This window comes from Draconibacterium orientale (assembly GCF_900111425.1).
Taxonomy (GTDB): Bacteria; Bacteroidota; Bacteroidia; order Bacteroidales; family Prolixibacteraceae; genus Draconibacterium; species Draconibacterium orientale.
On sequence record NZ_FOHT01000046.1, the window covers coordinates 1 to 19,940 of the forward strand.

Annotated in this window: 18 protein-coding genes; 1 reads left to right on the top strand and 17 read right to left on the bottom strand. The window is 39.1% G+C overall.

What is annotated here, in order from left to right; all coding sequences use genetic code 11:
• Nucleotides 1–27 precede the first annotated feature (27 nt).
• From BMW53_RS18825 to BMW53_RS18835, 3 genes are all read right to left on the bottom strand, one after another.
• Nucleotides 28–219 (bottom strand): DUF4133 domain-containing protein, encoded by a 192-nt coding sequence (locus BMW53_RS18825; RefSeq protein ID WP_038554936.1) that lies wholly within the window; start codon nucleotides 217–219, stop codon nucleotides 28–30.
• A gap of 104 nt (nucleotides 220–323) precedes the next feature.
• Entirely contained in the window at nucleotides 324–638 is a 315-nt protein-coding gene (locus BMW53_RS18830) for a DUF4134 domain-containing protein (protein ID WP_038554939.1), read from the bottom strand.
• A gap of 19 nt (nucleotides 639–657) precedes the next feature.
• Nucleotides 658–1,020 (bottom strand): hypothetical protein, encoded by a 363-nt coding sequence (locus tag BMW53_RS18835; RefSeq protein WP_139178262.1) that lies wholly within the window; start codon nucleotides 1,018–1,020, stop codon nucleotides 658–660.
• A 1,104-nt stretch (nucleotides 1,021–2,124) separates the two neighbouring features.
• On the opposite strand from BMW53_RS18835, the gene BMW53_RS18845 reads away from it, so the two are divergent.
• A complete protein-coding gene (locus BMW53_RS18845) occupies nucleotides 2,125–2,658 on the top strand; it encodes a GNAT family N-acetyltransferase (RefSeq protein ID WP_038554948.1) in 534 nt (177 codons plus the stop codon).
• A gap of 17 nt (nucleotides 2,659–2,675) precedes the next feature.
• Here the strand turns inward: BMW53_RS18845 and BMW53_RS18850 are convergent, their stop codons facing one another.
• The 14 genes from BMW53_RS18850 to BMW53_RS18915 all read right to left on the bottom strand — a co-directional run bounded on the left by BMW53_RS18850 (nucleotide 2,676) and on the right by BMW53_RS18915 (nucleotide 19,937).
• Entirely contained in the window at nucleotides 2,676–3,401 is a 726-nt protein-coding gene (locus tag BMW53_RS18850; protein ID WP_245749071.1) for an ATP-binding protein, read from the bottom strand.
• Nucleotides 3,325–3,804 (bottom strand): hypothetical protein, encoded by a 480-nt coding sequence (locus tag BMW53_RS18855; protein ID WP_038554950.1) that lies wholly within the window; start codon nucleotides 3,802–3,804, stop codon nucleotides 3,325–3,327. Before BMW53_RS18855 ends, BMW53_RS18850 begins: the two co-directional genes overlap by 77 nt.
• Nucleotides 3,801–4,097, bottom strand: a complete 297-nt coding sequence (locus BMW53_RS18860; protein WP_038554954.1) for a helix-turn-helix domain-containing protein — start codon at nucleotides 4,095–4,097, stop codon at nucleotides 3,801–3,803. Before BMW53_RS18860 ends, BMW53_RS18855 begins: the two co-directional genes overlap by 4 nt.
• Nucleotides 4,098–4,265: 168 nt before the next feature.
• On the bottom strand, nucleotides 4,266–4,526 hold the full coding sequence (locus BMW53_RS18865) for a hypothetical protein (RefSeq protein ID WP_038554957.1): 261 nt from the start codon (nucleotides 4,524–4,526) through the stop codon (nucleotides 4,266–4,268).
• A gap of 330 nt (nucleotides 4,527–4,856) precedes the next feature.
• Nucleotides 4,857–5,678, bottom strand: a complete 822-nt coding sequence (locus tag BMW53_RS18870) for an RteC domain-containing protein (RefSeq protein ID WP_038554961.1) — start codon at nucleotides 5,676–5,678, stop codon at nucleotides 4,857–4,859.
• Between the two features lie 460 nt (nucleotides 5,679–6,138).
• Nucleotides 6,139–8,322: an alpha-galactosidase gene (locus BMW53_RS18875; RefSeq protein WP_038554964.1), complete on the bottom strand. Its 2,184-nt coding sequence runs from the start codon at nucleotides 8,320–8,322 to the stop codon at nucleotides 6,139–6,141.
• Between the two features lie 103 nt (nucleotides 8,323–8,425).
• Entirely contained in the window at nucleotides 8,426–9,808 is a 1,383-nt protein-coding gene (locus BMW53_RS18880) for an MFS transporter (RefSeq protein ID WP_038554967.1), read from the bottom strand.
• Nucleotides 9,805–11,031 (bottom strand): AGE family epimerase/isomerase, encoded by a 1,227-nt coding sequence (locus tag BMW53_RS18885; protein WP_051567535.1) that lies wholly within the window; start codon nucleotides 11,029–11,031, stop codon nucleotides 9,805–9,807. Before BMW53_RS18885 ends, BMW53_RS18880 begins: the two co-directional genes overlap by 4 nt.
• Nucleotides 11,032–11,041: 10 nt before the next feature.
• Nucleotides 11,042–12,235 carry a glycoside hydrolase family 130 protein gene (locus tag BMW53_RS18890; protein ID WP_038563603.1) on the bottom strand — a complete coding sequence of 398 codons (1,194 nt, stop codon included), beginning with the start codon at nucleotides 12,233–12,235 and terminating at the stop codon, nucleotides 11,042–11,044.
• A gap of 10 nt (nucleotides 12,236–12,245) precedes the next feature.
• Nucleotides 12,246–13,334 (bottom strand): glycoside hydrolase family 26 protein, encoded by a 1,089-nt coding sequence (locus BMW53_RS18895; RefSeq protein WP_038554969.1) that lies wholly within the window; start codon nucleotides 13,332–13,334, stop codon nucleotides 12,246–12,248.
• Between the two features lie 22 nt (nucleotides 13,335–13,356).
• A complete protein-coding gene (locus tag BMW53_RS18900; RefSeq protein ID WP_081804741.1) occupies nucleotides 13,357–14,733 on the bottom strand; it encodes a glycosyl hydrolase in 1,377 nt (458 codons plus the stop codon).
• Between the two features lie 77 nt (nucleotides 14,734–14,810).
• Complete coding sequence (locus BMW53_RS18905) at nucleotides 14,811–16,934, bottom strand: glycan-binding surface protein (RefSeq protein ID WP_175463519.1); 2,124 nt, start codon at nucleotides 16,932–16,934, stop codon at nucleotides 14,811–14,813.
• Nucleotides 16,935–16,959: 25 nt separating this feature from the next.
• Entirely contained in the window at nucleotides 16,960–18,201 is a 1,242-nt protein-coding gene (locus tag BMW53_RS18910; protein WP_038554975.1) for a glycan-binding surface protein, read from the bottom strand.
• Nucleotides 18,202–18,221: 20 nt separating this feature from the next.
• The gene (locus tag BMW53_RS18915) at nucleotides 18,222–19,937 is read right to left on the bottom strand and encodes a RagB/SusD family nutrient uptake outer membrane protein (RefSeq protein ID WP_038554978.1); all 1,716 of its coding nucleotides are present in this window, start codon (nucleotides 19,935–19,937) and stop codon (nucleotides 18,222–18,224) included.
• Nucleotides 19,938–19,940: the final 3 nt, after the last annotated feature.

Genomic DNA, 19,940 nt, shown 5'->3' on the forward strand with positions numbered 1-19,940 from the left:
CTCTTTTTTGTGGAAAATGGTCGGTGGTCAATTTACTCCGGCGTCGATGGTCAATTTAAATTGGCCTTGGGTGGTCAATTTGACTGGCGTTTCCATATAGAGCACTACAAATACGATTAGTGTAAGCAGTATTCCGTAAAGTGCCAGGTAAACCAGCTGCCCGGAAAATCCTTTGATATAAAGGTTAGTGTCTATCTTTTGAATGGTGTATTTTTTCATCTTTACTTGTTGATTTAGATGGTGAGAGAAGATTGAGGAACGATACAGGATCGTCCCTCAATAACTACATAGTCACACTGTCCGGTCTCCCCACCGATAATTTGTTAAGCAAAGAATGAGCGGATTACTACGCCAACAAGAATCAGGAAGAGACATGCTCCAAACCATCCCATAATGGCCTTTTGCGTATCCTGGTCCCCACTCTGCCATTTAATGTAGACACGCACTCCGCCGATCAGTCCCACTACTGCCCCGATGGCAATAATCAGGTTAGCCACAGGATCCACATAAGAATTGACTTCCGTGGTTGCCTGATCGATCCCGGCCGAGCTTTGTGCCATGGCGTTATACACTCCCAATACCAGCATAGCCATTAGTGCCATGCCCCTGCGATAAATCGCCTGCATTTGTTTTCTCATAATTTTAATTTTTAATGGATTATTGTTGACATTGAAAATCGTCGATCTTAGCTGCCAGAGCCGGATGGTTCTTTTGTGTAAAATGGTCCAGTGCCATTCCATCATCTATTCCGGTCTCTTCATACATCGATGCTTCAACCCGCTGGTTTTCGACAGGATTTACCGGTAAAATCGTTGAGGGAAGTTCATTGGAATAAACAGCGATGGGTTGTAATCCTGTTCCGGGGATAATTTCAGCCTCACTGGTTTCATAGTGCTGCTCATTTTCTTTTTTCTTTGATTTGGACCAGGAATAAAGAATTATAAGCATGTACCATGCTGCCAGGCATAGCGCGAGAAAGGATAAAAATTCTGACCAGGTGATTTGATTGATTCCAAACATTTGCCTTAAGTTTTAAGTTTCTTTTCTTTCCGGATGGCTTGAATTCGGCACCTATCCGGTTTTGCAAATGTGATGGACTTCAACTTAAGTTTCACCCCATGAACACCCTACTGGGGTGTTTTATATGGTTAAATAAATTCCTTCTATATCATCAGAATTATTCGTATCTGGAGGAAAATAAGCTTTGATTGAAAATACTATTAACAATTACATTTAAAATGCTTTCAATTGTTTTTAAATAGTAAAATAACTTTCCCTCAAAAGAAAAGAAAAAAGGGAAAAAAAGAAAAGAAACCAATGAAACTGACAGCCGTGGATAAAATGCAGGATTGCCACGGAACCAGTAATTACAGCTAAATAAACCTGTAAAATCAGTAATCCGGGGCATTCATCTTGATCTTGCATTTTTCTGTGGGAGGGTTTTGTGGGGAGGCTGGCGATCTTGGGTTTCTTTTTGGTTTTTCTACCTGTTAACTTATTAACACCTGTAAAGCCGTATTTGTGGGCGGCTAAAGAAAAGTGCAGGACTGGTGTGAAACAAAAGGATGGCTCTTTTCGTGCGGTGCCTGTAGGCTCTTTCCCCTGTAACGGCGAAACAAGCGACCGTTTCCCGTGAGTGGGCGAACGGGTTTAGGAAGCGTTGCAGGCGGTCAGGGGAATGTGCCGGGGCACTGGAAAAATACCTTAAATTACCTGTAAAATTTTAATTGCGGGCAGGCTAAAGGCAAGTGCAGGAATGCAGGGAAGCTCAGCGAAACAAGGAAGCGCTGACCGGAGCCTGTTCCGGGTTTTCGCTTTGGGCGGATCAGGGGCGGACGAAAATGCGGGGCGGGTGAAGGGAATACAGGGGAAGGCCTTGAGCAAAGCATACCGGAATTCCGGCTCTTGCCGTGGGGTGCATAAGGCTTTTCATTCCGGGATATCAACAGGAGAGAAAATTCCTGAGAATGATGAGTAGAACAGATTCAGCATGCGGAATGATGGGCCGATGCAATGGAAGATTAAAATTCGGCTCCAACTTTCAAGGTTTAGTTCATTATTACTAAATTTGTCCCGTTTTACAGAAAAGATTCAATTATCCCTTTGATATAAACAAACTAAGTCATGAAAGCCCACGATATAAAAATCAGAGAAGTAAAATCAGATGATATTCATTTGGTGCAGGAGATTGGCAAAAAGACTTTTAAAGAGACATTTGAAGCCAGTAACAGTACTGAAAATATGCAAGAGTATTTAGACAACTCCTTCTCCATATCAAAATTGGAAACTGAATTATCCGACCATAATTCTGCATTTTATTTTGCACTAACCGATGAAAAAGTAGTTGGCTACCTTAAAGTTAACTGGGGAGAATCACAGACTGAAAATTCGGATAAAAATGCACTTGAAATTGAGCGTATTTATGTCTTAAAAGAATTTCATGGAAAGAAAGTTGGACAAATTTTGTATGAAAAAGCAATTGAGATTTCAGAACAAAAAGGCGTAGAATTTATTTGGCTTGGTGTATGGGAGGAGAATCCTCGAGCAATCCACTTTTATAAGAAAAATGGATTTACAGAATTTGACAAGCATGTTTTCCAGTTGGGTGATGACAAGCAGACAGACATAATGATGAAACGGCCAATCAACTATGATTAATCCGTAGCCAATATCAATTATATCCGTTTATCTCCGGCATTTTTGTCAAATGCAATCAGGTTAAACATTTCACGCATACGGCTGCGGACACGATTGCCGTATTTTTCTTCTATTTCACTGGCAGATAAGTTGGTGGTCAGGTGTGTAGGAATTCCTTTTGAAACAAACAGGTCATAACGGCTAAGCAAGATCTCTCCCATCACGTTACATTCATTACCGAAGTGCTTTTGAACCTGCTCGACCCCCAGGTCATCAAAACAATAAATGTTTGGAACGGGATTGGAATAAGACAGGTTTGCAGGATTTTTGCTGTAACGATTAATAACCTTGTAACCTTCTTTTTCAAATTCAAAACTGATATCACGAGCTGACACTACCCGAAATTGCTTTCCGTGTTGAAAAAAATATTTTACCAGGCTCATTAGTGTGGTTTTTCCGCAACCTATGGGGCCGGTAAGTAAAATTCCTTTTTTCAGGTCCAGGTTCCATTTTGGGGCTACGTCTTTGTCTTCAATGGCATAAACAATCAAACGGTAAAGCAATTCTGAATCCTCAGGATACAAACGGAATTGTGCCCCGTAAGTTTTTTTCCCCAGGTCTTCCAGCCACTTTCGACAGGCTTTGAACCCAAACTGGTGTTTCCCGTTTTCAAAACTGGCGATCTCCTTATAAGGGTTCGGAATAATCTTTATCGGTTTCGACATGGAGGGGATTGGCTTTTCCGTTTTGTTTTTTTCTTCCATTTTTTTTCAAATTTTGGGAGGAATCTTCTTTATTGTTTTTCTTGTTTATATAGTTTATAAAAGGTGTCCCACTAGTGGTCCCGGTAGCAGTCCCGGTAGTGGTCCCAGTAGCGGTCCCGAATCTGGTACAGCTAACTTTGCTTACCTGGTAGCGATTAGCTCCCGGCGAATACCGGATATATCCCCAGTCGTTCAATTCTTTCATACACTTCGAATAGGTGGTTTTGGATCCGATCCGGGCCATGGCCATCACATCCTGCCTGTTGATTTCAAATTGTTCCCTGAAGCGGTTCAGGTTCCAGAGGTTAAAAAGTGCCATATACAGGCTGATGTGCTGTGATGTGATGTTAGCATCTGTTTCCAGGTGGTCAAAAAAACCGCGCAGGTGCCGGATATAATTCATTTTTTCCGGCCCAGGTCAAAGCGATTATGCACCCGGTTTTTTACCATCATTTTCTGGATTTCTTCGCTGTCGTAGAAGATTACACCGCCAATTTTGGTAAAGGCCAGAGTCCCGTTTATACGCATGTTCTGAAGGGTTCCAGGAGAGATTCCCAAAAGCTTTCTTACTTCGTAAGATTTTAACCATTTTTTGGTGGGTTGCCCGTGATGAGCGGCGAAGAGTAGTTTGATTTCTTTGAGTAATTCAAGTTTGAATTCCCGAAGATCGTCGGTGGTTACAATTTCTGTTGGCATAACGTTTTGTTTTTAAATGATACAATTTGCGTTTTGCCAAATTTGAAAAGTCTAACTGGATTTTATTCCCCATGAACACCCTACTGGGGTGTTGTTTTTTGGAGGTAAGTGTGACCTGTCAAGTATTCAATATACTCAACAACAACTCATTATAAAAACAAAAAAAAATTATACTTTTTGACTTTTATAATGCTCTGCCGATTCCTTTTGTGCCTGTTTAATTTTTATTGCCAGGCACTTGCGGTGAAACTCTCGAAGTTCATCCAGTTTTTCTTCCGACAGTTCCTCTATAAGGTTCATACGTTTCGCCAGGTCTTCAATCTGCCAGTATTCCACAAAGGGGCAATCCGGCACAGCTTCGCCAAGCGGGCATTTTTTTAAAGGCACAAGTAAATCTGCATACTTAATGCTTCTTTCCGAAAAAGTCATGTGTTGTTATTTTGGTTACTGTTCTGTCCCTAAAACAGTAAATTAAAAAAGTAGCGTGGGACTAATACATTATCTGAACTGAAGGGCCGCTAAACCCTTGTATAACGGACAAGTACGCCCCACGCAAATCGTGGGCGTCATACTTACATTCTCGTTATACTTTAAAAATTAGCGGTTTTTCAGTTCAAGAATAAAAGCTAACGCTCTAATATCATTTCGCTCACCTTTCCCTGTTGGTGAGAAGATCTCGTATTTCTACTACAAAGATAATTCAATTCTTACTCATTTCTTATGTCATTTTGATGTTTCTATTCAATTATTCGTTTACACTTATTCATCCATATCATCCATTCGCTTTTGTAAAACTTCTATTAAATGTTTCAGAAAACTGATTTGCTCACTTCTGCCGCGCATTTCTTTAAATGTGCCATAAATGTCCTTAAATTTAATATTGAACATTTTTTCGAAGGCACGGGCAATTTCTATTCGGCTAGCCTTCCCGTTATTAATGGCTTTAGCCAAAAAAAGTGAATACACTATTTCCAATGCATCAATATTAGGATTTGTCCAGTATAAGTTGCTGACAAATTCTTCGTTACCTTTTAGTTTCCGAATTTCGTTACGAATGTACTTTTTCAGTTGTTCGTAGGCCATAATCTTCGCCAGCGTATAATCATAGCCGGTAGAAAATTTTGGATTTGCATGTGCATGAATACTGTCTTTATGAATGCGTGAATCTACATTTCCTCTGAGAAAATAGATATGATCAAAGTCGGTTCGTGATCGTTTATAGTACTGATAAAATGCTTTGTTCGCATTTACATAATCACAGATTTCCTTACTCTTGTCCTGTAAGAATTTCACTTGCAATTTCTTCCCTCCTTCTGGTCTGTAGGATTCTAAATCAAAAACCTCCGTGTAAAAGAAAAGCTTACTATTGATCCGAGGCTTAATATGCTTGAAAAAGTAGATTTCTTCTTCTTCGCTTTTAAAACCGTTCTTTATTACTGACTCACGCAATTTCATCATTACACTATCGCATAGCCCCATGGCTTTTTCGGTTAACTCCACAAAATTTTGTGTCTGTGTTTTTAACTGGGATAAGGTTTCTTCCAGTTCCTCGATGGTTTTATTGTATGATTGGTTATCCATGATTCTATGCTTTTTTATTTATACAGCGAACAATACCATATAGTCCAAACTGTATATAAATGGTGTAATGTGAATTTTCTATTTCATAGATTAAATTTAAATTTTTATTTATCGCAAATTCTGGAAGCATATAGTGCCTCGTAATACATGTTGCGATATGCAACTTGAAGATTAATACCAAAACTTACAATAATGTGTTCTATACTCCTTCTGATCCTAGTATTTCTCTTCAGAACAATAATATTTGTGTAACTCAATTCGTCTATACCTCAAGAATGCCCTGTGAGTATTTATTCTACTTGGAATGTTATCACAGATGGATCTAATTTGAATCAACTAAGCATACTAATCATTGGACACATTCTTCAAAAAAAGATTTATTTTTTTATAGAAAATACTTTTAATTCTGATTAATATTTTTCTAAAACCTCCTTCAAAACAAATATTTAAAATGGTCACTTTAATTCATTTCGTATAGTTGAAGAACACGGCTTGAGTACTCGTCTGCTAGTGGTAGCTCTATTCCCAATTCCATCAACAGATTACCTCTAAATACTTTCCCTTCTATTGAAAGAGTTTCTTTATCTTCCTTATTAATTTCCACTATTCTATATCTTTTGTTTTTGTCCAAACCCGACATGCGAAAACGAGGAATTACTTGACCATGATAATGTTCAGTTTTAAATGCAAAAAATACAGCACGGTCTTTCTCTGGAGTGCAATACATTAGTGAGGCAACGCCTTTATCATCGTATGGAGAGATTAGTCGGTACAAATCGCCTTGCTGGATAACCTGACGAATTTCTTTATAAGTATTGATTGCTTCCCTGGAAAAATCCTTTTCTTCATTTGTCATATCTTTGGGTTGCATCTCCATTCCCAAACGTCCTGTCATCGCCACATCAAAACGAAATTTCAAAGGCATTATTCGTCCTGTTTGATGATTAGGAGAAGAACCAACATGAGAGGCCATAGCAACAGCCGGGTAGAAATAGGACACTCCCCACTGCATATATATTCTTTGCAGGGCTTCCGTATTATCACTTACCCAAAATTCATCGAAATTAGGCAATACCCCATAATTAGCACGTCCTCCTCCGCTGGCACAGGCTTGTATTACTAAGTCGGGATATTTAGCCCGGATTCTTTCCATTATTTTTCTAAATCCCCTATGGTAGTCAATATAAAGATGGGATTGTTTACCGGCTGGTAAATAGGAGGAACCATAATTGGCAATATTCATATTAGCATCCCATTTTATGTAAGCAATGTCTGGATTACGGGTCATCAGGTTGTCGATAGTTGTGTATATAAAATCCTGTACTTGCGGATTTGATAAGTCCAGCACCAATTGAGTTCCTCCACGACCAGGCCGGGGTTCACGATTAGGTTGACAAATAATCCAGTCTGGATGCTTTTCGTAAAGCTCACTTACCGTATTCGTCATTTCCGGCTCAACCCATATTCCGAATTTTATATCGTTTTTTTCTGAACTTTGCACCAATGCATCAATTCCGTTAGGTAATTTGTTCTTATCTACAACCCAATCACCTAACGATGAGTTATCGCTGTTTCGTTGATATTTATTTCCAAACCAACCATCATCCATCACAAAAAGCTCGCCTCCCATATCGGCAATATCCTCCATCATTTGTTCCATACCTTGCTCGCTGATATCGAAATAAACGCCTTCCCAACTATTCAACAAGATGTCTCTCTTTTGCTTACCTCCATGAATTTTTCCATTTCTCGCCCATTCATGAAAATTTCGACTTACTCCCCCCAAACCATCATTACTATATGTTAAAGCCAGTTCCGGGGTAACAAAAACTTCATTTGCTTCCAGTATGTATTCTGAAGCATCTTCGTTAATACCTGCAAAAAATGAGTGATAATTGCTGTCATCGGTGTCAAAACGAAGGCGGAAATTACCTCCCCAACAAAGTGCAGCGCCAATTACCTGACCTTCCTGTTCCTGTGGCTTACCATTTAGAGAGATCATCACCTCCGCATGATCAGTATGTGAATTGCGCACACCATCCTTATTTTTAATTACTTTCATGCCTGGCTGTAGTGGCTCCGTTACCACTCTGCTTTCATTTGCCCAGGAACCATATAAATGAGAAATCCATACGTCATTCTTACGAATAGGTAAATAGGCAGATGCAAATTGCTGTAATTTCACATCCCCTTTCTCGTTGTGCATTATTTCGCTCCAGGTTTCAATAATATCAGAGTTTTTATATGATTTATATACAACCTTAATTTCAAAAGGGTATATTTTATCGTTCATGGTAATTTCAGTAAAGGTAGCCTTGTCGCTTTCCCTTTCATTTATGTCAGAAATAACCATATCCAACGATAAGTTACCATCAGCATGTTGCACCTGCAATGCTGCTTCTGATGAACACTCAATACCGAATACAGGGTAAGCAGGACGATTGGCAGCAACTCCTGTGTCATAAATCTGTGAAACTTCATTTAAGGATATCTTTTCTCCATAGTAAATGAATTGCAACTCCTCTCCAACACGTGCAGATAGCACTAAAGATGTATTTTTTGTAGAAATTAACAAATCTCCTTCTGCTGCAAACATTACAACAGAAAGCAAAAGGCCAAGCGCTAATAATTGTATCTTTTTCATTAGTTTAAATTTAATAACTTTAAAAGGTGACTCATATAACTCGCATAAGCCCGCTCCTCTAAAGAAAGAGGCACTTAATTATGCTCGTTTCATTTGTGTATTTTTAATTCTTAGTTTTTCTCATTTCCCGAAGTTCAAGGGTAATCTTTTCCATAAACTTATCACTCAAACGATAAGCCATAAGAAATAAAACAGCAACCCCTGCACCTATTGCCGGGTATATACTGATCAACATCCGTATTCCGGTAATTGATTCTTTAGATTGAACGGTATTCGCTTCAAAACCATAAGCAGCCAGTATCCATCCTGTGATTGCGCCTCCCAATGTCCATCCCATTTTCTGAGACATGCTGGACGAAGAAAATATCAAACCGGTAGCACGACGACCAGTTTTGTATTCAGAATAATCAGATATATCAGCATACATACTCCAAATCAGAGGTAAAACAATGCCCGCTGCTAAGCCGATTAATAAATTCAATATAAAAATCAGCAGTATTTGCTCGGGCTTCAAAAAGAATAGCACTGCACTTAGTGCTGCTGCCAAAAGCATCGCATAAATAAAAGCATTTCTTTTTCCCAGAAAACCAGATGCTGGATTTGCAAATAATACTCCAAGCATATTACTTCCTAACCACACGGTCATATAAGCACCGGATAATTTCTCCCACGCAACCTCGCCTAATAAGGGCAGATTCTGATCCTGTATATAGTATTTAAAATAATACTGAATACTGCCATCGCGTAGCGAGTTAAATATGAGTACAGAAATGCAAGCTCCCAGCATGATAAACCATTGTCCGTTCTTCGCTAAATCCTTTAAATCGCTCTTAATGGCAACTTTTTCACTAACGGGTTTCAAACGCTCCTTTGTCCAGGCATAAGTCATGATGAAGAAAAATGCGGCTATAATTGCATAAATTATTACCGACAATTGAAAACCACGGGCATCTGATAATTCCATCGAATTGAAGAATTGTAACAAATGAGGAATAGAGGCAGTCATTACCATACCTCCGGCATAAGCACCGATGAACCTAAACGATGATAAACTCGTTCTTTCTTTCGGTTTGTCTGTCATCACACCCAGTAGTGAAGAATAAGGTACATTCACAACAGTATACACCATCATCATCATTGTGTATGTGATGTAAGCATAAATCAACTTTCCACCTGGTCCTAAGTCTGGCATGGAAAAAGTAATAATTCCAATTAGACCAAAAGGGATAGCCCCCCATAAAAGAAATGGTCTAAATTTCCCATGTTTAGTTTTTGTCCGGTCGGCAATAATTCCCATAAGTGGATCATTAATACCATCCCATAAACGCGTTAGTAATAGCATGGTACCAACACTTTGAGGAGAAAGATTAACGATGTCGGTGTAATAATACATTAAAAACATCGAGAATATCTTCCAAAACAAGGAAGAGGCAAAATCTCCGAAACCGTAAGCGACTTTTTCTTTAAGTTTAAGAGCTTCTGTCATCTTTTTAATTCCAAATTTGAGATCCGTTTTATTAGTTCAATCAGAGCTCTACTGTTATGATAAGGGCATTTCCAGAATCCAGCTTTATCTTCCTTCAAATTTGGAAGTCCGCCATTGTTTATACTCCAAAACCACTCTCCATTTTTAGTATCCAGTAAGTTCTTTTTAATGTATTCCCAAGTCCTTGTCAGGTTCTGAATATACCGTTCATCACTGCAAATCTCCCACGCATCCATAAGTCCAACCATTGCTTCGGCTTGCACCCACCAATGGCGATCTTTATCAATATAATTTCCTTCTCTCTCATACCAAACTGATCCATCCATGTCAGTTCCTTCATCCAGCGTAACTTCAACTAACTTAAGTGCTGATTCTCGCACAGACTGAATAACAGTAAGATCCTTTGTTTCAATAGCGGCTTCGTTCAACAACCAGGCTCCTTCAATATCATGCCCGTAAGAAACATTGTTAGATTGAACAGTCCAGTCCCTATCAAAAAACAGATTGAAATGACCACTTTCCTGATCAATAATTTGCTCCTGAAAAAGATTTAGCAAAACCAGAATACGTTCTTTTAATTGCTCATCAGGCCATGCCTTGTAAAAATTAGTATAAGGTTCCAAAATATGCAAATGTGTATTCATTGACTTGGGAAAATTCGCATCTTTAGGACTCAGACGCATATCTCCCAACGACTGAAAGTCAACACTTAAGGCCTCTAAATAGCCTTCAAATTCTGAATCTCTAAATTTATCTTCCAGTAAATCAAACAAGCTTAACGCATATTCAAGACTTTCCTCCTTGCCCCTAGCCAAATAGTACTCAGAAAATGCGTAAATACCAAAGCCCTGAGCATAGGCCTGTTTTCGTGTATTTAGCGGATTTCCCAAATAATCACACTCCCAGTACAAACCACCGTTTTCTCGATCCCAGAAATGAGAAAGTAAATACTCATAAGCACGATCTGCCATCCTTAGATATAACTCATCGGAACATAAACGATAAGCGGTAGAAAAGGTCCAAAGGATCCGGGTATTTAAAACTGCTCCTTTGCCTGTTCCAGAAATAATTTCTCCGGCAGAATTAATTTGCCCGACAAAACCTCCAAATTCCAAATCCACAGCTTTAGTACTCCAAAAATCGAGAATCCGGGACAACTCATACTTTAGCTCTGGCTGCATAAGTTGTAGTTGCTGTTTCTTATCTTTCAATTCTAACTCCATTACAACTCGATTAAACTAAATTCATAAAGTCATGATTCTTGTTCACCAGACCATTGATAGTTTGAACCGATAAATGCGAATGGAGCTTATCCTGGGGCGAATTCACGCAATAATCAACCAGCTTTTCAACCGTCGTTGTTGCAACATGCATACGAGTATCAGACGATGCATAATAAATAAACACTTTCCCATCTTCGTCCTTTATCCATCCATTCGAAAAGACAACATTCGACACATCACCAACACGCTCGTTCATGAGTGGAGCGATAAAATGTCCGTGAGGTTTGTGTGTAATTATCCACGGACGTTCCAAATCTGTCATAAACATATACAGTGTGTATCGTAGCCCAGCTGCGGTGTTACGTACCCCATGTGCCAGTTGTAACCAACCAAATTCTGTGCGAATCGGTACAGGTCCCAATCCATTTTTAACCTCGTAAACCGTATGATAAGTTTTTGCATCTACGATAACTTCCTCTTCTACCTTAGGATTCTCAATATAATCACACATCCCAAATCCAATCCCTCCACCTTTACCTGTATCAATAAAACCATCCTGAGGGCGGGTATAAAATGCATATTTGCCCCCTATAAGGTGCGGAAAAAGAACGACATTACGCTGTTGACCACTGGTAGAAATCAGATCCGGCAAACGTTCCCATTTGACCAAGTCCCGTGTACGGACAATACCCGCAGCAGCTATCGCACCAGAAGTATCACCTTCTGGTGCAGTCGGGTCTTTTCGCTCGGTGCAAAACACACCATAAATCCATCCATCATCGTGTTGGGTCAACCGCATATCGTACACGTTCACATCGGGTTCTTCGGTTTGAGGTAGGGTAACTGGCCGATCCCAAAACTTGAAATTATCAATCCCATTCGGACTTTCTGCCACGGCAAAAAATGATTTTCGATCATTACCTTCTACACGTACAAGCAAAACATATTTATCGTTGAATTTAATTGCCCCGGCATTAAACGTAGCATTAAAACCAATACGTTCCATGAGATAGGGATTAGTTTCTTTGTTCAAATCGTAACGCCAGTGCAAAGGGACATGTTCGCGGGTAAGAATTGGAATTTCATGGCGATTATACACTCCATTATCGCTGAACAAAGCATTGTTTTTCCTTTCAATCAGGTTTTTATGCTTTTGCTTAATAAATCTCAACCTTTCATCAAACAGCGTTTCTGTATTATTCATTGTATATCGTTTATTTTTTAATTTGATTAAATTCATTGAGGAGTAAAATGTTGGGTTGACTTAAAAGTTCCTTCGCATCTGCAGCTGCCTGATGACCGGGAAATGGAAAGTAGAAGTGCTTTTCTGAATCGTTTCTCCATACCATAACATAGCTTAGATTTTCGTTCACAATTGAATCATTTAAAACGGCTCCTAATACTTGTGTGTACCAAATTGAATCATTTACCAGCTCTAGTCCGGTTTCGGTCAACGCAGCCAGTTTCCTTTTCTCTTTAGCTACTTCAATAACTATGTGTAGCTTATCTATTGCGTTCTTCTCTCCACCCGATTGTTTCAAATCGTGATAATTATCCATACCTAAAATATCTACATAAGCATCACCCGGATACCACTGCAGATATTTTTCCTGCGAGTTGAAATTACAGTCGGGCGAATAGGCAACGACCATATTATTTAGTCCTTTATTTCGTAAGTAATCGATGGTGTAGCGAAATAATTTATGAAATTCAACTGGAGTACAAGAATTGGATCCCCACCAGAACCAAGCTCCGTCCATCTCGTGCCAGGGGCGAAAAATGAAAGGAATTGATGAACCAGATTTGTCTTTCAGGTCTAAAAAGAATGCTGCAATTATATCCAGTTGGTTATTAAACTCCTGATGATAAGTACCTCCTGGTAATATATGTTTCACAACCACCATGTCGCCGTGCCACGAATCAATAGAGTCGATTGGTGAATACGGATGCCAACTAAAAGTATTGATTCCTCCCCGTTCGTTTACCCATACTGCAAAATCATGAATCTTCGAGAACGGCACACTATCCAGGTTTACGTTTCGTCCGAGTTCAATTCCTCCCAGTTCCCAGCCAAATAAAGCCGGATAGTCTCCTGTAACTCGCTTAACATCAGACTCGCCATCTATGTACTCCCAGCCAACTCCGTAAGCCAGATCATCCTGATGTCCAAACAAAATTCCTTTTCCTTGAATTTCATTCAAATCATAGATTAATTTCTCTCTGGTTGTGTCCTGCTTGGAAACTTTTTGACATCCACAGAATAAGAATATTAAAATATATAGCAGGATACTTTCTTTTTTCATAATTATAATTGATGTGATGTGGTTATTTTAAACTTGGCATTTGATCAAGTGTAATGACATAGTTCTGGTCAAATGCATTCTGCCACCAGGCAGCATTAGCGTGTTCATGATTCGTACTGGAAAAACCAGGTTCAGAGGTATTGTTGGTACGCTCGTAATCGTACCATGGCATAAAATAAGACCATTTAGCACCTGCACTCCATTGTTCGGAGATTGGTGCAACACTGCCAAATTCACTTAAAGTCACCATCTTGGTTGGATATCTTTCCTGAACAGAAATGAATTGTGAAGAAATAGTGGAAGCATCTGACACATCATAAATATCACGTCCAATAATATCAACATATTCATCCCCGGGATAAAAATCATCATCTTTGGTTTGCGTGGTCCAAACCCAAATGAGATTATTCAAACCCTGCAACTCAAAATAATCAAACATATATATCCAAAGCTGTTTAAATGATTCTGCCCCATCTGCACCCCACCAAAACCAGGCTGAGCCACCATTGTACTCATAGATATTTCCTGCAGCTTCGTGTAAAGGTCTCCATACCACAGGAATATTTTTGATTTGCAGCAATTTGAGGTAGCCTACCATTTTTTCAAGATCAGCCTTTAAAATCCCATTCTCCCATGTACCTTCTCTCAAGGCGTTGCCTGCATTAAAAGTTGTTTCTGATGCTGTTGATGTGTATTCACTGGATCCATTATATGATGGAACATTCCAATGCCAACATGCACTAATTATTCCATTATTATTCCACCAGTCCTCTACAACTTTTGTATCCGAATAATCAATCCAATTCGCCGGAGACCATCGTAAATGAATATAGTCGAAAGTATGCATTGCCGGATATTTTCCGGTATGTTGGTGAATCCATTTTGCTTCGTTAGTATTCCAACTAACATTTGCAATAGTTGAAGAGATAATTTTATTACCATAATTATCCATTAGAAAGTTGTATACGTTAACAGCCTGAACAGAAGGATTGGTTACCGCAAGTGTTGGATTGATTTCAACAATTATTTCAGGCTTAGTTGAGAAACTATAAGTATACGCCTTAGCATAATTATTAGCTAAATCAAGAATCGAGGTTGCAGTAATGTTAACTATATAATCCGTATTCTCCTCCATGTCAGCACTAAGTGTAAGCACTCTTCCATCTACACTTGCCTCAACATGCTGATTATTCAAGGTAATATTATATGCTTTTCCCAGCTTTATTTCCTCGCTGTATGTTATAAACAAACTTGTCTCCAGCGAAACAGCTGTTGCCCCATCTTCAGGCATACACTGCACCACTTCGGGAGCAATAACATCATTTGGAACTTCTTCCTCTTCTTTGCCGCATCCAAACAGCAATACCGTCAGACACAATAACTTCCAATACCTACTCATAAGCAATTCAGATTAAGGATAGTCCCTCTGTATAAAAACAGAGAAGACTATCCATATAAAACTAACTAGACTATTAATTAAATTGGGTCAAATCGTAGATTATCGATGCTTATACCTGCGGGTATGATCCCGCCGTACAATCCATTCGTTCCGGAAGACAAGTCGAAAGTCCCGGTTAATCCCCACGTACTTACAGGCACTGAAACAGTAATCCAGTCACCACCAGTTTCAGATGGGAACAAATTAGGTCCATACCAGTAACTCCATTGATCGGCAAATACAAACTGAAGTTGGGCATTTTCGGCACCAGTTACCCCTTCTTCAATACGAATATCGAATTTCAAGATGTAATTTTCTATATTCTGAATTACGGGAGCCGGAGCCCCATTTGACTGATGATTACAATTCAATGCCCATCCATCAAAAGACGATGTGTAACGTATAAAGGTGTTTCCATTTTCAGTAAGAATTTCTGAGCTTCCGCTCCAGCTGTTATCCCACGATCCATTGTGATCGCCATGTTGCTCAAAATCCATTACCATAATAGTTGCGTCAGTAATCGGATCTGTTCCTCCAATAAAAATCTCTGGAGAAAGACCTTGCTCTCCTTCATATGTAATTAGAGTAATATTTCCATATCCGGTTGTAGCATCCTGTGGAACATAAACTTGCACTGTTTCATCAGTTTTTATACCATAAGCTGTGGCCTTAATATTACCTGGGAAAATAAGTTCTTTTATTAACAACAAATTAGTTCCCTGTATAGTAAGTATTTCTCCAGGAGTTCCTTTATTCTCAGCAAATCCGGTAATTTCAGGTAAGTTGGCAGTAATAGTAATTTCGGAAGGAGAAAATATTCTTTCACCATTTTTAGCAACAAGCTCAATTATTCCACTGGAAGCTCCCACAGGAATACCAACTTGAAGTTGAGTTTCCGACTGACTTTCAATAGTACCTGAAAGCCCACCACTGAATACCACATCCACAACCAAATCCAGATCAGTTCCTTCAATGGTTATGCTCATATTTGCTTTAGCTTCCTGAGGAGCGAATGATGAAAATACGGGATCAATTAGTGTTAACTCAGGCCCATTAACTTCTTTCAAAGCTTTTGTTACAAAACGCACTACTCCACTTATAGCTTCATCTGGAACAACAACTGTCATTTCGGTAACTGTTTGATCTGAGATTGTACCCTCTATACCTCCTTCAAAAATTACTTTTTCAATCAGGTCAAGATCGGTACCATTTACAATGATTTCCCCTCCGTTCTTTATTGTGGTTGGAGAAACATTAAGCTCAGGAACTACCATTATTAGTTCAGACTCTGACCTTACTTCAACTCCAGACGCTGGAATGATAACAAGTAAACCATCCTCAGTGCGTTCTGGAACATTCAATTCAATTTTGGTTGCAGTTTGAGTTTGAAAAGAATCAACCATAAAGTCTCCTTTAAAAACAACGCTCTTCACCAAATCAAGATCAGAACCAGTTATGGCTACTAAACTACCTGCTTTTACAGGATTAGGTGAAATTGTTGAAATAGAGGGTAGAACAACGGTTAAATCTGAACTGGAATAAATCCAAGTCGGAATTTCTTCACCTCCTGACAATAGGTCTGCTCCATCTGAAACAATTATTTTACCGGTTTGTGCTTCTTCTGGAATGGTTAATTCTATCGCCTCTCTGGTTTGTTTTAAAAAATCCTTTTTGAGAACATGAATCCCATCCGCCAAAATCACTTCTTCAACATTATTAAGGTATTCTCCCGAAATAGCTAATTTTTGACCGGCTTTAACTTGCGCTGGTTCAAAACTATCTATGGAAATTGGTTCAGAATAACTAAGAACCGACTGCGAAGAAATACTTCCTTCAGGAAAATTTAACTTTACTATTCCCGGCTCAGCAGATTGTGGGATTGTTACCCTTATTTCGTATTGAGTTACAACTGTTATATCGGTTAAGCCAGTTGCTCCAGGTATATCAATGCTTGTAACCTGATCGAGGTTTGTTCCAATAAACCGAAGTTCACCACCTCGCATAGCAGGAGATGGGCCATAAGACTTAAGAGTAATTTCCTTGCTTCCCATCTGGTCTGTTTCCAGCATCTCATCATCTTTCTCGCAAGCCGTAAATAACATGCTTGAAGAAAGCGTTGAAAAGACTATAATTAGTGTTAATATATAATGTTTACTTTTCATTTCTATTTTCATTTAGATTTTACTTTTATTCAGCAGGTACGACGCGAATGTTATCTATACATATTTCAGGATTACAGGTTGTTCCAGGATTAATACCGGCATGAACAAAAAACGTTAACCCTCCATAATTTCCTTCAGATGCAAGCTCAAGCGGATATCCAAATCGTGTATATTTAAAATCAGAAAGAGGAATTGATACTGTAACCCATCCATCCGTTGTGTACGAACCAGTAACTGCCCATGGTTCCCACACACCTCTCGGCATTGAATCATCATAAATATATGCGTTTGTTCCACTCAATCCCCAAGGTGTAAAAATCATTTGCATCGCTCCGGCAGACCAAGCCTGAGGTACATTAATCTCGAATTTCATTACAGCTTCCTCAACGGGAGTATTGAACAGATCTCCTTCCGGACGTCCGTTGGAAACACCCCACAGATTGAAAGAAAAACCGTCCTCATTCCAGGTAGCTCCTACCTCTCCCTGCATCTCTCCATTAAAATATACATAGCCACCGGAAATGCCTTCCACCGGATTGTCGTTACGAATTACACCAGAACGCCATCCTCCTGAAGCATTCAGATTGTCCCAATCAAGAATCATTCCCCGATCATCGAGATACTGAAACTTTGAGCGCCCTGTTCCATAAATTGAGGCAACATTGATGTAGCCTTTTTGTGCACCTTCAGGAATTATAAACGATACTTTTGTTTTCTCAATACTCGTAATTTGCGTAACCGGAACATTTCCTGCCATATTTATGGTTAAAGGAACATTTGGATCATCAATAAAATAATCGCCATAAATACTTACCTCATTACCAATATGCGCATATTCACACGACATACTATTTACAACCGGATTTGGAACCAGTACGCTAAACTCATATGAAACTGTATCTTCAGAGGACACCATATAAATTTTATTGCTTACCTCGTCAGGGATTGTTTTCGGCACATTAACAATTAGGGTGTTATCGGTAATAAAACTTGTATTTAAAACAGCTTTTTGATCATTGAAATACAACTCACGAATACTGCGCAGATTGCTGCCTACCAAACAAATAACATCATCCATATAGGCTGCCACAAGTAAAGAATCTGCAGACTCTGGATCTGTTAATCTCACATAAAACACCTCAGGATTTCCATCGGTCAATTCAAATTCATAGCTATCATTCTCGCAGGATGACAATAATAGCAGTACGCTACCAATCAAAAGGAAAACTATTGATTGGCTTGTCCTTTTTATATATTCGTTTTTCATAATTCTTAACTTTGGTTGTTTTAATAAGAATACTCGCTAATATTGTGTTCAACTGCAGGTTCCATTAGGTGCTTATTCATCGTTAAGTCCGTATCAGGGAACGGGAGCGTAAAACTATCATCAGTAATATTCGGAATTACTGGATTCTTATCGTAATAAGTTACATCAGTATCCAGTGTGCCACTTTCATAAAAGGAGAACAAACCTGTATATGAACTTCTTCTTTGCGCTTTTAATTCGGCAATTGCCTCCTGTGGTTTGTAGTAATGAAGCCTTACATAATCGTACCAGCGATCACCTTCACAAGCCAGCTCTAATCTTCTTTCTTTCCAAATTTTATCAAAACTTAATGAAGTTGCCGCTAAGCTTGTTCCCACAAATTCAGCATAATCGATACCGTAAGCGCGAGCGCGAACTTTATTGAATACTTCCAGAGCTTTGGCATCAGAACTTGAAGCATCGTTGCCAAGAACAGCCTCGGCATAAATCAAATACACATCAGATAACCGCAATAAATGTGTACTTAAACTTGTTGCCATTCCCTGCATTCCATATCCAATTCCAAGAACATGATCGTTATTGTTTCCAACCAAATGCTTAACGCAGTTTGCTCCTGTAGGCGATTGTATTTCATTTAGCTCATTCAAACAAAAGTCGGCCCAATCGAAACCACCCTTATCCGCCCAGAAATAGTCGTAATTATCGCTGTACATCATCATAGTAGCCTTTCTACGTCTATCGGTATTTTCTCTGTTTAGACTTAATGCATTCTCATTGAAGGCATCCTGAAGATCAACCGACGGACCATTGTATCCTCCCCACGTATCAGCAAATTCTGAAAATTTAGGAAGTGCCAAATCGGATTGTAAACTATTATTTTGAGTCCATGGGTCCCGACTTGCTTTCCATTTCCATGCTAACAGACTTTCCTGACTATCGTTGCTCTCAAGACGAAAAACATCGGAATAAACCGGCAATAGATCACGTCCACTGTTATCAATAACTTTCAAGGCGTATTGGGCTGCTTTTTGAAGCTCATCAGCATTTCGTGATCCATCCAAACCATAACCCGATTTTGTAAGATATACTTTAGACAATAATCCATAGGCACTATATCGGTCAATTCGTCCTGTCTCATTTTTTTCAGGAAGCCATTCAATTGCCTGTTCCAATGTCATGATTATATAGTCGTAAATATTTGGAATAGTGGCTTTGTATTTGCTATTATAATCACCCTCTGAGATTTCGGCCGAATTGCTATGAACGATAGGTACTTCCCCAAATATTCTGACCAAGTAAAAATAAGCCATCGCTTTCCAAACCAATGCTTCACCTTTTACAGTAAGCTTTGTTTGTTCACTGACTTCGGGACCTGCTTTCAAATCAATATTTTCCAATGTACCATTACAATATGCATTTACTGCCCACAATGACGCAGACATATTGACTAGGTCCTGATCGGTAGAATTAATGGTAAATGTCATGTATGGAGATGCTCCCCAATAAAAATTACCAGACAGTACTTCCCCAATCTTGAAAAACCCACGTTGAAAATCATACCAGGGTGAATTATAAATCGGGTTAACGGCCTGAAAGCACTGTTCATCAGTTTGGTAGAAATTATCTACATTGTAGTTATCGATAGTCGGCCGGTCGAGAAACTCTTCGCATGATAACAATCCTAAAACAACCAAAGCAATCGATAATATTTTGCTTAAAATATTTATTCGTTTCATATT